This is a genomic window from Thermodesulfobium acidiphilum (assembly GCF_003057965.1).
GTDB lineage: Bacteria > Thermodesulfobiota > Thermodesulfobiia > Thermodesulfobiales > Thermodesulfobiaceae > Thermodesulfobium > Thermodesulfobium acidiphilum.
The window spans coordinates 613,298-627,718 of the sequence record NZ_CP020921.1 but is presented as its reverse complement, the minus strand read 5'-3'; the positions used below and the strand labels follow the sequence as shown (position 1 = coordinate 627,718).

Genomic DNA, 14,421 nt, shown 5'->3' with positions numbered 1-14,421 from the left:
GTAACACCCCATTTTTAAACCAAAAATTTGCTTTTTCGAAGCTTTTTAATTCTTATATCTTTTATCAAATTTTCAAATTCATTTAAATCGAGAGAATTCACAATATCGTAACTTTTTAAATAAGACTTTCTTGCAGTCATTACAGAACAATAAAATCTTATATCATATTGTCTAAAATTATGTAGATCAGTGTTTACTGCATATAAATTTTTAAATTTATCCTTATAGGTTTTAATCGAAGCACAATCCAAATCCAACCGGGCTGGATTTCCATTTATTTCAATTATAGTATTATATTCAGAAGCAAGTCTTAACAATTTATTAATGTCAACCTTATAAATTGGCAGGAAGCCAACAAGCCTTCCGCTTATATGGCCAATCATATGAACATAAGGATTCTTTATGGCTTTTTCAAACCTAAAGGTCATAGCACCTGCATCTAAGTCATAATTTTGATGCACTGATGCAATAACAAAATCTAGATTCTCTAAAACCCAATCGGGATAGTCTAAAGATCCATCTTCTAATATATCAACTTCAGCTCCTTTGAATATCTTAAATTTTTCTATCTTCTTGTTTAATTTATCTATTAACTCATTTTTCTTAATCAAAGTGTCTATATCTAATCCTCTACCTTGTGAAAGAGAAACCGAATGATCAGTCAAAACTATATATTGAAAGCCTCTAGACATATAAAAATTTACTAATTCTTCTATTGAATGAGCGCCGTCACTATAATTTGTATGAATATGTAGATCAGATTTAATATCAGTAAAATTCACAACATTTAAGTCTTTACTATCTTTGAACAGTTCACGTTCGCCACATCTTAATTCAGGATAAATATAATTAAAACCTAATTTTTTATATACATCCTCCTCACAATTAATTTCTATTTTTTTATTGTTAATAAAGAAATTATGTTTAAAAGTCTTAAAGGATTCAAATTTTTGTTTTGCAAGTCCAATTAAAATTTCGTTATGTCTCAGGGTCCCGGTCAAAAACCATTTTTGAATTATAAAGTTTTTATCTGGCAAATATATTTTTACTTCTAACTGGCTTTCCTTATCATAAAACAATATATAAACATTTGTTTTGTAAAGGTATTTAAAACTTCCTAAGTCAAAACATTCAAAATTAGAATCCCTTCTAGAAATCAATTCTACTGGATAGATCATTTCATCAAATCTTAAAAGCGAACCAACAGGTTCTAATAAGGGATAAACTTTTTTCAATTTTTCATAACACCTAATAGCTCTTCCTATAGGCTTTCTGGAACTCTTGAAATAGAAAAGATAGAACTCATAAAATTTCGTTTCATCTAGATAATTATTTAAAGTTTTTCTAAACTCTTTAAAAGAATGAAAAGCTTTAAAAAAAGATATAGGACCAAATATGTTATATTTAGCTAAAATTTCTTCCTCCAAAATGCTACCACAAAATTTAAAAAGGGCTTTATTAAAATTATTAATTTTATTTAGTTCTATTTCCTCGTCTATTTTCAAACTAGCAAACATTTTTCTTAATTTTAGTTTCATATCTGCTGGAAGCAAGTTGTTGTTTTCTCCAAAAACTGTAATATAAGATTCTTTATTCCATTTTAAAACAATGTCAAATGCTTTGTAAAAAGTAGAAATATCTTTAACCTTAATTAATTGGTGAAAATCAATTATATTTTTTAGCCTTCTGGCCACATCAGCAGATCTTTGATTACTCTTATACTTTAATTTTTCCATGGTAAAAAGAAGTTAAAGGGAAGATGTTTAAAAAAGTTACTATTTATTTCTAATAAATAGTGTGTAGTTAAAGAATTTTTCCATTGATTTGAAAAAAGCATATACATATTTGCCCAATCTAAAGACTTAATTATTAAACTTAACATTAAAATAGATAAAAGAACGTTCAAAAAACCGGCAATAAAAGAATTTTTAGATATTCTGCTAATACCTAAAATATCAGCTACCAACAATAAAAATTTACCAACTAAAGCATTAAGCATAAGAAGAGTAAAAATAAAAGAAATACTTATAAGGCATTTACCATTAAATAATAAAGCTTTTGAAAAAAAAGCCTCAGCAATGTTCATCAAGTGAGGAGTAAGATACAAAGATAAAAAAAAGGCAAACAAGAAAGTAAAAACAACTATTAAGCCAGTTTTATAACCACTAAAATAAGATAGTATGATTACAATTAATATTAATAAGTCAATAAGATTCATAGTTTAAACTTCGCCTCACTAAAGAAATAAAGAAGGAATTTAACTATTAATTATTTACACTTCTAATTTGAATGCCCAAGCTATCCTTCAATTTTTTTATTATTTTTTCTATCCACTCGGTTATTTCTTCATTAGATAAAGTCTTTTCTTCACTTCTAAACCTTAGACTTAAAGTTATACTTTTCATATCTTCAGGTATACCTTTTCCTTGATAAACGTCCAAAATAGTTATGTTTTCCAGTATCGGGCAATTCAACATTTTAATTTCATTTCTAATTTTAGAATAAAATATTTCTTTTGATACAAGTATCGAAATATCCCTGGTTGCTGCTGGAAAAACTGAAAAAACGTGTTTAGTGTTCTTAAATTCTAACAGATCAAGGAATTTATCAATAAAGAGCTGCGCATAAAAAAGTGTTTGATTTATTTCCCAATTATGTAAAATTCTCGGATTAACTTCACCTATCTCTAATACCTTCTTATCTTTAACTACAAATGAACATGAAATAGATGGATGAAATACATAGCTTACATCAGAAGAAATTTCCCAATCTATTATTCCAAAAGATCTAAAGAAATTCTCAAAAATCCCTTTAAATGGATAAAAAGACCAATTCTTATCTTCAACATATAATCTCCATGGATCTAATTGTCTTTTACCTGTAGCAATTACACCTAAAAGGTTTTCTTCTGAAAAGGAGTTGTTTACTTTTTTAAATACCTTTCCTACTTCAAAAAAGGAAATATCATAAATTTGTCTATTCAAATGTCTTTTTAAAAGCATTGTTAAGGGTTCTAGCATTGAAGTCCTTAAAACACTATGTTCTTCAGAAAGTGCAGACAAAACTTTTATAACTCTATCTTCAATAAAAGTTGCTTTATCTGTATCCTGCATTGAAATTGTGTTTGTTTTTAAAACGTCTTCCATAGATATTAAACTATCGCTAATTGATTCTGTAAAGCCATTGTTTGCAAAATAACTCTTAATTCTATTAATAAGTTCTATCCTTTTGGGCAAAAAACCAGGCATAGGTTCACCCGGTAAAGTAGATGGGATTTTTTCAAATCCTTGAAATCTTGCAACTTCTTCAACTAAATCTTCCGCCTCTTTAATGTCCAATCTATAAGTAGGACTGGTTACCTTAAATAATCTATCTTTACACTCTACTTTAAAGCCAAGTTTTTGAAGAGATTCCTGAATATCAGTCTTAGAAAAGGTTGTTCCTAGCATATAATTAACTTTCTCAGGAACCAGAAAAATCTCTTTTGAACTTTCAGGTAATTTTCCATCAATTTCAATCTTTTTGTGTAAAATACCCCCTGAAGTCGATGCTATCATTTTAGAAGCAAAGGATATTATTTCAGATACATCTTTCCAATATAGACCCTTTTCAAACCTAATAGAAGCTTCAGTTCTAATACCCAATCTTCTCGATGTCCTTCGAATGTTTATATGGTTAAAGATAGCCGCTTCAAGAAAGACATCAGTTGTAGTACTTGATATTTCCGAGTTACCAGCTCCCATTATTCCTGCAAGACCTATTGGGCCTGATTCGTCTGCAATTACTATATCATTTTCATTTAATATAACTTCTGATCCATCTAATAATGCCAGGCTTTCATCATCAAATGCACGCCTTACAATAACTCTTTTGTTTATTTTATTCATATCAAATGCATGCAAAGGGTGTCCAAGAAGAAACATTACATAGTTCGTACAATCCACAACATTATTAATTGGTCTTATACCAACTTTTTTTAACCTTTCAGCTACAAAGGGTGAAGATGGTTTAATTGTTACACCTTCAATCCACTGACCTAAATAAACCATACAACCTTCTGGAAAGTCAATTCTAACCTTAATAGGAGAGAGATCGTTAGAATATTTACACTCAAAATCTTTAATTTTAACCATTAACCTTAATTTAGCACCAATCTCCCTTGCAACGCCAACAACGCTCATCAGATCGGGCCTATTTGCAGGAATCGAGAGATCAAGCACATAATCTTTCTCGCCCAAGATAGACGCCAGATCTGATCCTATCTGAAACTTTTCATCATTTAAAATCATAATACCAGAATGATCTTTCCCAAAACCCAACTCATTAGGGGAGCAAAACATCCCCTCTGATAAAATTCCCCTTAGTTTTGTTTTTTTTATCACAGTACCAGTTGATAGTCTTGAACCGTGAAGAGCAACGGGTACAATATCACCAACACTTAAATTAGTTGCGGCTGTTACAATTCTTTTAACTTCCCTTCCAAGATCCACGTCTACAACAAAAAGTCTATTTGCATCAGGATGTTTTTCGTGATTAATAATCCTTCCAATTACTACCTTATTAAAATCGGTTTTTACTTCGTCTATTTGTTCTACTTCTATGCCTGAACTTTGTAATATATCTGAAACAATACGTTCATCTAAAGATTCTTCAAGAATTTCGCTTAGCCATGACAGAGAGACTTTCAAAACAACAAAACCTCCTCTAACAAATATTAGAATTAAATTTACTACAATCTAGCTTCCAATAAAAGAATGAATGAACCTTATATCATTATCATAAAACATCCTTATATCGTTTATAGAATATTTAAGCATTGCTAATCTTTCAGGCCCCATCCCAAAAGCAAAACCCTGCCACTCTTCAGGGTCATAACCTACGTTTCTTAATACATTTGGATGAACCATTCCAGCTCCCAATACTTCCAACCAGCCAGTATGACTACAGATGGTACACCCTTTCCCCTCGCAGAAAATACACTTTATGTCAACCTCTGCGCTTGGTTCGGTAAATGGAAAATAACTAGGCCTAAACTGTATTTCGCATTTTTCACCAAAGAAAGATTTGGCAAAATATTCTAATGTTCCTTTTAGATTAGCAAATGTAATTCTTTTTCCAATAGCCAAGCCTTCCACTTGGTGAAATACAGGAGAATGTCTTGAATCCTTTGCATCTCTCCTGTAAGTTTTACCGGGCGCAATTATCCTGATTGGAGGCCTTAATGATTGCATTGCCCTAATTTGAACAGGCGATGTATGAGTTCTTAACAAAAAATCATTTGATAGATAAAATGAGTCTTGCATTTCTCTTGCGGGATGGTCTTTGGGTATATTTAAGGCCTCGAAGTTATAATAATCACTTTCTATTTCAGGCCCTTCAAATATTGAATAACCGATACCAACAAATATGTTTATAATTTTATCAATTACTTTCGTTAATGGATGTAGAGTACCAACGTTTCTACAATCACCTGGTAAAGAATTGTCAATTTTTACTTTTGATAAATTATTATAGATTTCGCGTTCTTTAATCATTTTTAGTTTTTTGTCTCGTACTTCATTTATAAAAGCTTTAATACTATTTAGCTCTATTCCCATTTTTTTCTTTTCATCTGGAGCTAAATCTTTCATTTTGGTAAAAAGCTCATTAATTAAACCTTTTCTTCCAAGGTATTTTGAATATATTTTCAATACTTCTTGGCTGGAAGAAGCTCTTTCTATCTCTTCCATAGCCTCATTTTTCAAAAACTCTAAAGACAAAGCAACTCCTCCTTACAATAAAGAAATAACTTATAAGCATTTAATCTGGTAACATTGAGCTTGGTGATCCAGGGAAATAAATTGGGATCGAAGAGAGTCTCCACTCATTATCTTCTACATACATTGTTATAGTCTTAACTATATCAAATTTTTGATTGTTCTCGGTAAATGTAATCTTCGCATTAATTTCAGCATAACCTCTGGCAGTTTTAAATACTGCTTTTGATAATTTAAAAGATACAAGCCTTAAGCCACCAGCTTCGGCCTTTTTAAATTCGCTTACAAAGGTATCCTTAGAAATTATCTTTTTATCACCTTTTAAAAGATACTGATACATTTTATCATAATCACCCTTCATCCAATCAGAAAAGTAATCCTTTAGCGCATCTGTAGCTGTACCATGTGTAAAAATTACTGTTCCTTCTAGGCTTGGATTTGATTCAGGTCCGGCAAATGAACTACTTTGGAAAAGCAGAATAACAAAGGAAATAACTAAAAATAAAAGTAAATTTCTCATATTATCACTCCTTCTTTTGGATTTCACGAATATCTCTCAACGGTAAAAGTAAAGTACTCACATGGTAAATCATTAAATATGCCCGCCTTCATCTTAACTATTCTAATTTGATCCTCTACGCTATCAACGCCCTCTAAATCAGGAAGGAGTAAGGCTTGCTTAGAACCTTGTTTCACTATAATTCCGTTTATTTTCGGGTTCAATTTGTTTAAGTCCTTCACAGGAGAAATTTCAGACAAGACATCTACTTTATATTCTAATAAGTTTAGCTCTTCAACCCTAACTGGTTCAAACCTTGGATCCCTAGTTGCTGCGCTTATTGCGTTTTCTATTATCTCTTCGTATAGAGAATCATGCAAGGGAAATATAGTACCAATACATCCTCTTAACTCTTTATTTTTATAAATCGTGCAAAAGCATGCACTCTTTCTTTCAAATAGCGGAGATTTTTTAACATCCTTATCAGGTTTTTTATGTTCTTTTACCCAGAGCTCTACAGCTTCCTTAGCAAGCTGAACATAAGGGTGCATATTATTCACCTTCCCAGATAAATTTTCTAACTAATTCTGCTTCCCACATATATAGAATATCACAAGGTCTAAAAAGTTCCAAAAACCCCCATTTTAAAATCCTAAAATCTAAAATAACAAAAACTCCCACGTCGCTTTTACTTCTAATAAGCCTTCCAAAGCCCTGTCTTAATGATAATTTCGCACTTGGCAAATAACTTTTGTTAAAAACTTCTCTTCCCTCATTCTTCTCTCTCATAATCATCATTGGATCACTGGGATTAGGAAAGGGTATCCTATCAATTATCAAAAGTGAAAGAGAAGGACCCGGAACGTCGATACCTTCCCAAAAACTATTAAGTCCAAACAAAACAGATGAACTATCATTCGAAAATTCTTCAATTAATTGGATATTTGGCTTCTCACCCTGGAAAAGATATCTAAACTTTCTCTTCTTTGAAACTATTAATTTTTTTGTTTCATTTAAATTTTTTTGTGATGTAAATAGAACAAGAGCATGCCCTCCAAAATCATCGAGAATACGTTCAATTGCATATGCTACCTGTGTTGAAAAAAGAGAAGATTTTGGATCAATATCAAAATTTTGAGGAATAATTAACTTTGCCTGTTTTTTATAATTAAATACACTCTCATAAATCATTTTGTTGTCAGCCTTAAAACCAAGCTCATTCTCCAAATAAGTAAAAGTTTTTTTATCTGGAGTTAGAGTGGCAGAGTATAAAGTTACAGATTTTGGGGGTTGAAGGTCTAAAAAATTTTTGAAAATCCCATTTACATAAACAGGCTCAATTGAGAGGCAACCCTTCTCAATAAAAAAGGAATACGAAAAATTAGGATAGTCATTAAGGCTTAAAAAATCAGAAATAGCAAGAGCATAAAAATCAATTTTCTTTTTGTAATACTTTAGTTTTGCATCAGCAAGGCCCTTGGTGCCAACCTTTTGAAAAAATTTCTCCCATTCATCAAACTCTCTTAAAATCCTTTTTGAAACCTCTATTATTTCGTTGCCATTTTTCTCTAAAAAGGACAAAGCATCATGAAACGTTACCATTTTTGAACCTTTATTTACCTTTGGATCAAGACAATAACCCTGAAGTTCCTCAAAAAAGTTCTCATATAAAGTTTTTAAATTATTAACATAGTTTTCCAGAAATTTTAAATCATTTAAAACCGGGGACAAAATTTCTGGTTCTCTGTCTACAATTTTTAGAGCAAAACCGCGTGGCAAAAAATAGTTTAGAAAGTTTTTTGAAATCTGCCTTGTACAAACACTGGATAAAATTTCGGGCAAGTGGTGGGCCTCATCCATAAGAATATGATCGTAATTAAAAGGGAAAGAACCATTAACTAAATTAAAAAAAAACGTGTGATAATTAGAAACTAAAATATCTAAATCGTTTAAAGAATTAACAAGCCTGAAATAGTGGCATGCTCCACTAAGTAAATATGGACATTTTCTGCCCGGACAATCTTCATAATCCACACTTATTACATCTTTTAATTCATAGTTCAAAAAATCATCATATTCATTTAAATCTCCCTCCTGAGAGACTCTTGCCCAATTTCTTATTGAATCCAAATCATTTTGATATATAAGTCCTTGAGTTCTCATGGCTTCATCAAATCGAAGCCAACAAAAATAATTCGATCTTCCTTTAATTAGACCATATTTAAAATCTATCTCAGCAATTTTATGCAAGTTTGGCAAATCCTTCTTTATTAACTGATCCTGCAAAACAATTTTTGCAGTAAGATAGAGTATTTTTGAACTATTTAAGCCTATCTCTACTATAGATGGTATTAAACTAGAGTAAGTTTTTCCAATGCCAGTTGGAGCCTCAATAAATGTTATCTCACAATCTCCCATGCCTTTGTAAATTAATTTTGACATATTTATCTGGTCTAATCTTTTTTCAAAATCAGTTTTCTTTTCCAAGAGATCATACAAAGAATCAATAGACAACACTTTACTTTTTTCCATTTAGCCAATTAACTTTTCTATATGACAAAAGTGGATTTATCAACGTTCCAAAAATTCCTAAACATATAAAGAAGGCTCCAAAGAGTTTATAGCCTAGTGACTCTTTAAAGAATACTATTGCAACAAAACTACCAACAAGAGGCTCTATAAATGTAAAAACAGCAGCTTTTGATATCTCAACCATACTCAATCCATAATAAAATAAAAAATAAGCTAGAATGCCTGGAAAAAATATCAAATAAAAAATTTCTACTAAGTTAGAAAAAGTATACGTTCTAAAAAACATATTAAAACCTATAAATGGGAAGTAAATTAGAGTTGCAGCTGAAAATCGGTATAGAGTAAGCTTAAAGGGTAAAATATAATTTGAAAAATATTTTCCAAACATACTATTTATTGCATATGAAATTCCTGAAATTAATCCAAAAACCATTGTTATGCCTGGATTTTGACTGCTATTATCATAACTTGAAGCAAAAAGTAAAATAATGCCTAAAAAGCCTAAAAAAATACAAAATATTAGCCACTTTGTTAATTTTTCCTTAAAAAAATATTTTGCAAATAAAGTAATAAAAAAGGGTGCAGTATATAAAAGCAATACTGAAATAAATATTCCATTCAACTTAACCGAGGTGAAAAAAGAAAACCATTCAATAATAGTAAATAGAGCAAACAAAAGAAGCGGGTAAAATAGTCTCTTTGAATATAAATAGCCAATATCCTTAAAAAGAGGTATAAACCCTATTAAGAATACTCCAAATAGCCTAAAAAAAACAACATCATTAGCGTTAAAGCCAGATTCATACAAAAGCTCTGCAACAGGTCCTAAAAGACCCCACAATACACAGCTCAATGAAATAAAAAGATAACCAATGCTCATTTAAAAGACCATTTTCTATTATGATAATACATATTGCTTATTAAACCTAAGGAAATAAAGTTTGTCATTAAAAAAGTCCCACCATAAGAGACGAACGGCAAGGGAATACCTGTTACCGGCATCATACCCAAAACCATTCCTACGTTTACAAACGTGTGGAAAGAGAGCAAAAACGACCACAACACACAAAAATAACCCATATATCCTTTTATTTCAAATCCAATCTTAAGAATTCTAAAAACCACTAAAAATTCTAATAATATTGTTAAAAATCCACCTATTAATCCCCATTCTTCAACAATGGCGCTAAAAATAAAATCAGTATGTTGCTCAGGAATAAAGTGGAGTTGAGTATGTGTTCCGTTTAAAAAACCTTTTCCAAATATTCCCCCAGATACAACAGCTGCCTGTGATTGAATAATATGATAACCAGCACCAGTTGGATCTTGGAATGGATTTATAAAAGATAATAACCTTTCCTTTTGATAAGTATGTAAAGAATTCCACCCTATAGGGCCAGAAATAGCAGAAAATACTGTAAAAAGCAAAATTAAACAAACTGTAATTTTTCTTTTTCTTAGTCGCATAAATATATAAAACAAAAGAGGAACTAATATGATTAATAATAATTTAAAAAAATAAACAAAAAAGGATATTAAGATAACAAAAAAAACTAGATAAACCATCAGATCAAAACCATAAAACATAAAACCTGTAAGCCACAAAAACAAAATAGATAAAGCAGTTCCAAGATCTGGTTGCAAAGAAACAATTACAAATGGAATTATTGAGTACACAACCGAACTAAATATTATAATGTAAGCCTTATTTTGAGAAGAAAAAATTTTTGATAGATGTATAGCAATTAGGAGTTTAAAGAACTCAGAAGGCTGAAATGAAAATGGACCTAATGAAAGCCATCTTCTTGATCCGAGCACTACCTGACCAAAAACAATTGTAAACAACAAAATAAAAAGTCCTACAAAATATATCTTTCTGGAATTTTCAAATATATGTCTTTCCCCTATATACGAAAATATAAGCATAAGAAAAACTGAAATCACATACCATAAAAATTGTTTGATTACAAATATGTACTTATTACCACCCGTTAAAAAAACATTAGAATAAGTAACGCTATAAATATTGACAATGCCCCATACAGTCAGTAAAGTAACCATAAGAAATAATTTAAGATCAATTATTACGAGTATGCTTTTTAGTTTTTGAAGCAACTTTATCTTTTTCTTTTGAGTGGAATATTAACGATAAGATGGCTTATATTTGAATCATTAGATTCGACAAAAACGCTTGCAGCTTCTTTATCTATTTCCATATACTTATCGATTACCTGTATAATTTCTTCTCTAATCTTTTCTTGCAATGCAGGATTAATAGACAATCTGTCAAAAGTCAAAACAAATTGTAATCTCTCTTTTGCAATTGAAGAATTTCTGTTACTTTTTTTAAACAAAAAGTCTAATATCCCCACTTTACTCTCCTAACTTAGCCTTAAAAAAGTTTTTAATCTTATTAAACAGACCTTTGTCTTCTTCAAAGGAAGGAAAATCAACCTTTTCTCCTATTAATCTTCTAGAAATTCTCTGAAAAGCCTTGCCCGAGTTAGTTAAATCAGACGTAACAACTAATTCCCCCCTATTGGCAAAGGTTATAATCTCTGGGTCTTCTGGAACTATGCCCAATAACTGAATTCCCAAAATGTGCAAAACATCTTCCACGTCAAGCATATTCCCTGATTTAACCATAGAATATCTGTACCTATTCAAAATAAGATAATGATCTTTAATCCCTTTTGCTTCCAACAAACCTATCACTCTATCAGCATCTCTAACAGCAGTAACTTCAGGGGTGGTTACCACAATAGCTTCGTCAGCAAAATTCGAAGCTGCCATAAAACCCTGCTCAATACCTGCTGGAGAATCCAAAATTACATAATCAAATTCTTTCTTCAAACCCTTTATTATTTCTCCAAATCTATCAATAAGTTCTGCCAAATCTGATTTATCATGAATCTGGGAAGCAGCAAGTAAATACAGTGAATTTAACCTCTTGTCCTTTACAATAGCCTGCTGAATCTTACACCTTCCCTCCATTACGTCCATAACATCATAAACAATTCTTTTTTCAAGTCCCATAATGATATCTAGATTTCTTAAGCCAATATCTACGTCAGCAAGAAGGACAGATTTACCAAGACTTGCTAACCCACCACCCAAATTAGCTGAAGTAGTAGTTTTGCCAACTCCACCTTTACCAGAAGTTACTACTATACACTTCCCCAAAGTATCACTCCCCTATTAAAAATTTTCGCCCACTCCAGGGCTCGATGTTTATCTTATCATCCTTAAAATACGCAAACATATTATTGCTATTTATCAAACTTTTATCATTATTTGATAATAACCCTAAAACACCTGCAATTGTTATCTGTACAGGATCAAAATCCAGAGCAAATACTATGGAGGAATTGTCCAAAATTCCGGCTTGAACTATTCCTTTCAAGCTACCCAAAACTATTACTGAACCTCCCGCTGAAATTTTAGAACCTGCATTTACATCTCCTAAAATTATAACATTTCCCTCAAAATCTATCTTTTGACCAGATCTTAAGCTTTTACAAACGTACTTAGTATTCATCTTATCGAAACAAACTTTATTCTCAAAGTCTTCAAAATTTTTACCTTCAATTTTATCCTGTTCTTTATTGTTTTCATTATAAATTTTAAACGAGTCTATTTCTTCAAAACGAGCTAATTTAAGTTTTAACTGCTCTATAAAAGATGCTTCTAAATCACATAGTGATTGAATTTCAAAAATTACCTTTGTACCTTCAAAAAATTTTTTATTACTTTCAAAAAAGGATTTCACGTAAGAAATAACATCTACCAATGAAGGTTTTTGATCTATTATGAGTCTAAGAGCCCCTCTAATTCCTATCAAACGAAATTGTCTATTCTTTTCCATAATTATCTTTCCCTCAAACTAGGATTTGAAAAATAATAGTCTAGATAAGATTTAGCTACAGGACCAGAAAACGACGCACCTTCACCAATATGTTCAAAAAAAACACAAACTACAATTTCAGGTGCCTCATAAGGAGCAGCTACAACTATCCATGAGTGAGGCTTTTTCCTGGGGGGATCTTCTGCCGTACCAGTTTTTGCAATTGCGCTATATTTATCGCTATTTAATATCATAGCAGTTCCTTCTAAAACTGCTTTTCTTAAGCCTTCTCTCACCACCTCATAGGTTTTTTCGCTGAATTTAAACCCCTCATAGGAAGTATTTTCACCACTAATCAATTTACAACCTGCAAAACTGCCTTTATTCACAAAAATGCTCATCATTCTTGCAATATCCAATGGAGTAGTTCTAACAAAACCCTGTCCTATAGACATATTTACTGTATCACCATCATACCAAACGTCGTTAAATTTTTTTTCTTTCCACTCCTTTGTAGGCAAAAAACCAGTTTCTTCACCTGGTAATTTTAAACCGCTTGGTAAATCAAGACCAAATTTATTAGCATAATATCTTATCTTTTCAGGTCCTAATCTTAATCCAAGAGTATAAAATACAACATCACATGATTGAGCTATCGCTCTCTCAATATGAAGATGACCATGCCCACCTGGAAGCCAACAATAAAACGTATGATCCCCAACCTTTAGATAGCCAGGACAATAAAACAACTCTTCAGGCGTAGTAACTCCCTCTTCCAAAGCTGCTACACTAACAGCAATTTTAAATGTAGAGCCAGGTGGAAAGGATGAAAGGGCTCTATTAATAAATGGATGATCTTCTTTAAGTATGTTATCCCAGTCCTTTTGAGTCATTCCATAAACCATCTTATTGGAGTCAAAATCAGGCGAGCTCGCAAGAGTTAATATTTCACCGCTCCTGGGATCAAGAGCTACTAGTGCTCCGGGTCTTTCATTTAAAAGTTTTTGTGCATATTCCTGCAAGTCAGAATCAATATTTATTTTTACATTTTCACCAGGTATTGGTTTGGTTCCCTGAAATCTTTTTTGTATGTTGCCAAAGGCGTCAACAATTGTTATATCCGCACCATCTTGACCTCTTAGTTCTTTATCCTTTATTAACTCAACACCGGTTTTGCCAACTATTTGATTTGGATGTAAATAAGGAAACCTTTTCAGATCACTTTCTGAAGCTTCACCAACATATCCTACTGCGTGACAACCTACATTTTTCAGCGGATAATTTCTCATAGGTATTTCAATAAGTCTAAAGCCTTTTTGTCTGAAAGTTAACTCTGATAAACTAAGATATTGCTTTGTATCCAATTTTTCATGGAGTATGTAAGGATAAGGATTTCCTATACTTTTCTTAATGGATTCATAAATTTTTGCACTATCCTCATTAAGGATAGGAGAAATATTTTCAGCTAGTTCCATTGCGTTCTTATTATCTCTTGCCATAAACATTATGACATGGGCAGAACTATCATATGCCATAGGTAACCCTTTTCTGTCAAAGATTTTCCCTCTTGGAGCAGGTATAGGGAGAATCCTTGTAGTGCTATCAATCGTTACTTGCTTAAACTCATCGCCACCAAACATAGCTAAAGAAATGAGTCTGTAATTAAGAGCTGTCCAAAGAATTCCCAAAAAACCTATTGACAAAAATTCTCTTCTTCTAATTCTCATTTTTATTCACCAACAAATATTTATATAATTTTTGGATTACTAACAAAAAAACTAGGTTTATTA

General features: G+C 31.4%; 13 protein-coding genes. All 13 read right to left on the bottom strand.

The genetic code is table 11. The features are described from left to right. Positions 1-14: 14 nt before the first annotated feature. On the bottom strand, positions 15-1,694 hold the full coding sequence (locus TDSAC_RS03295) for a PHP domain-containing protein (protein WP_199919889.1): 1,680 nt from the start codon (positions 1,692-1,694) through the stop codon (positions 15-17). 29 nt (positions 1,695-1,723) lie between these two features. Next, on the bottom strand, positions 1,724-2,218 hold the full coding sequence (locus TDSAC_RS03290) for a hypothetical protein (protein ID WP_108308866.1): 495 nt from the start codon (positions 2,216-2,218) through the stop codon (positions 1,724-1,726). 46 nt (positions 2,219-2,264) lie between these two features. After that, complete coding sequence (pheT, locus tag TDSAC_RS03285) at positions 2,265-4,688, bottom strand: phenylalanine--tRNA ligase subunit beta (RefSeq protein WP_199919888.1); 2,424 nt, start codon at positions 4,686-4,688, stop codon at positions 2,265-2,267. Between the two features lie 48 nt (positions 4,689-4,736). After that, on the bottom strand, positions 4,737-5,729 hold the full coding sequence (gene pheS, locus TDSAC_RS03280; RefSeq protein WP_234405768.1) for a phenylalanine--tRNA ligase subunit alpha: 993 nt from the start codon (positions 5,727-5,729) through the stop codon (positions 4,737-4,739). Positions 5,730-5,799: 70 nt separating this feature from the next. Next, positions 5,800-6,276: an NTF2-like N-terminal transpeptidase domain-containing protein gene (locus TDSAC_RS03275; protein WP_108308863.1), complete on the bottom strand. Its 477-nt coding sequence runs from the start codon at positions 6,274-6,276 to the stop codon at positions 5,800-5,802. Between the two features lie 23 nt (positions 6,277-6,299). Next, positions 6,300-6,806, bottom strand: coding sequence for an AmmeMemoRadiSam system protein A (gene amrA, locus TDSAC_RS03270; RefSeq protein WP_108308862.1), 507 nt, complete (start codon positions 6,804-6,806; stop codon positions 6,300-6,302). 1 nt (position 6,807) lies between these two features. Beyond that, positions 6,808-8,787, bottom strand: a complete 1,980-nt coding sequence (locus TDSAC_RS03265) for an ATP-dependent DNA helicase (RefSeq protein ID WP_108308861.1) — start codon at positions 8,785-8,787, stop codon at positions 6,808-6,810. Next, positions 8,774-9,667, bottom strand: coding sequence for a DMT family transporter (locus TDSAC_RS03260; protein WP_108308860.1), 894 nt, complete (start codon positions 9,665-9,667; stop codon positions 8,774-8,776). The genes TDSAC_RS03265 and TDSAC_RS03260 overlap by 14 nt, the downstream gene beginning before the upstream one ends. Further along, on the bottom strand, positions 9,664-10,902 hold the full coding sequence (locus TDSAC_RS03255) for an FtsW/RodA/SpoVE family cell cycle protein (protein WP_108308859.1): 1,239 nt from the start codon (positions 10,900-10,902) through the stop codon (positions 9,664-9,666). The genes TDSAC_RS03260 and TDSAC_RS03255 overlap by 4 nt, the downstream gene beginning before the upstream one ends. A 2-nt stretch (positions 10,903-10,904) precedes the next feature. Continuing rightward, positions 10,905-11,159: a cell division topological specificity factor MinE gene (gene minE / locus TDSAC_RS03250; RefSeq protein WP_108308858.1), complete on the bottom strand. Its 255-nt coding sequence runs from the start codon at positions 11,157-11,159 to the stop codon at positions 10,905-10,907. A 1-nt stretch (position 11,160) separates the two neighbouring features. Continuing rightward, positions 11,161-11,970 (bottom strand): septum site-determining protein MinD, encoded by an 810-nt coding sequence (gene minD, locus TDSAC_RS03245; protein WP_108308857.1) that lies wholly within the window; start codon positions 11,968-11,970, stop codon positions 11,161-11,163. A gap of 4 nt (positions 11,971-11,974) precedes the next feature. Then, complete coding sequence (locus TDSAC_RS03240; RefSeq protein ID WP_108308856.1) at positions 11,975-12,652, bottom strand: septum site-determining protein MinC; 678 nt, start codon at positions 12,650-12,652, stop codon at positions 11,975-11,977. A gap of 2 nt (positions 12,653-12,654) precedes the next feature. After that, positions 12,655-14,358, bottom strand: a complete 1,704-nt coding sequence (gene mrdA / locus TDSAC_RS03235; RefSeq protein WP_108308855.1) for a penicillin-binding protein 2 — start codon at positions 14,356-14,358, stop codon at positions 12,655-12,657. Between the last annotated feature and the right edge of the window lie 63 nt (positions 14,359-14,421).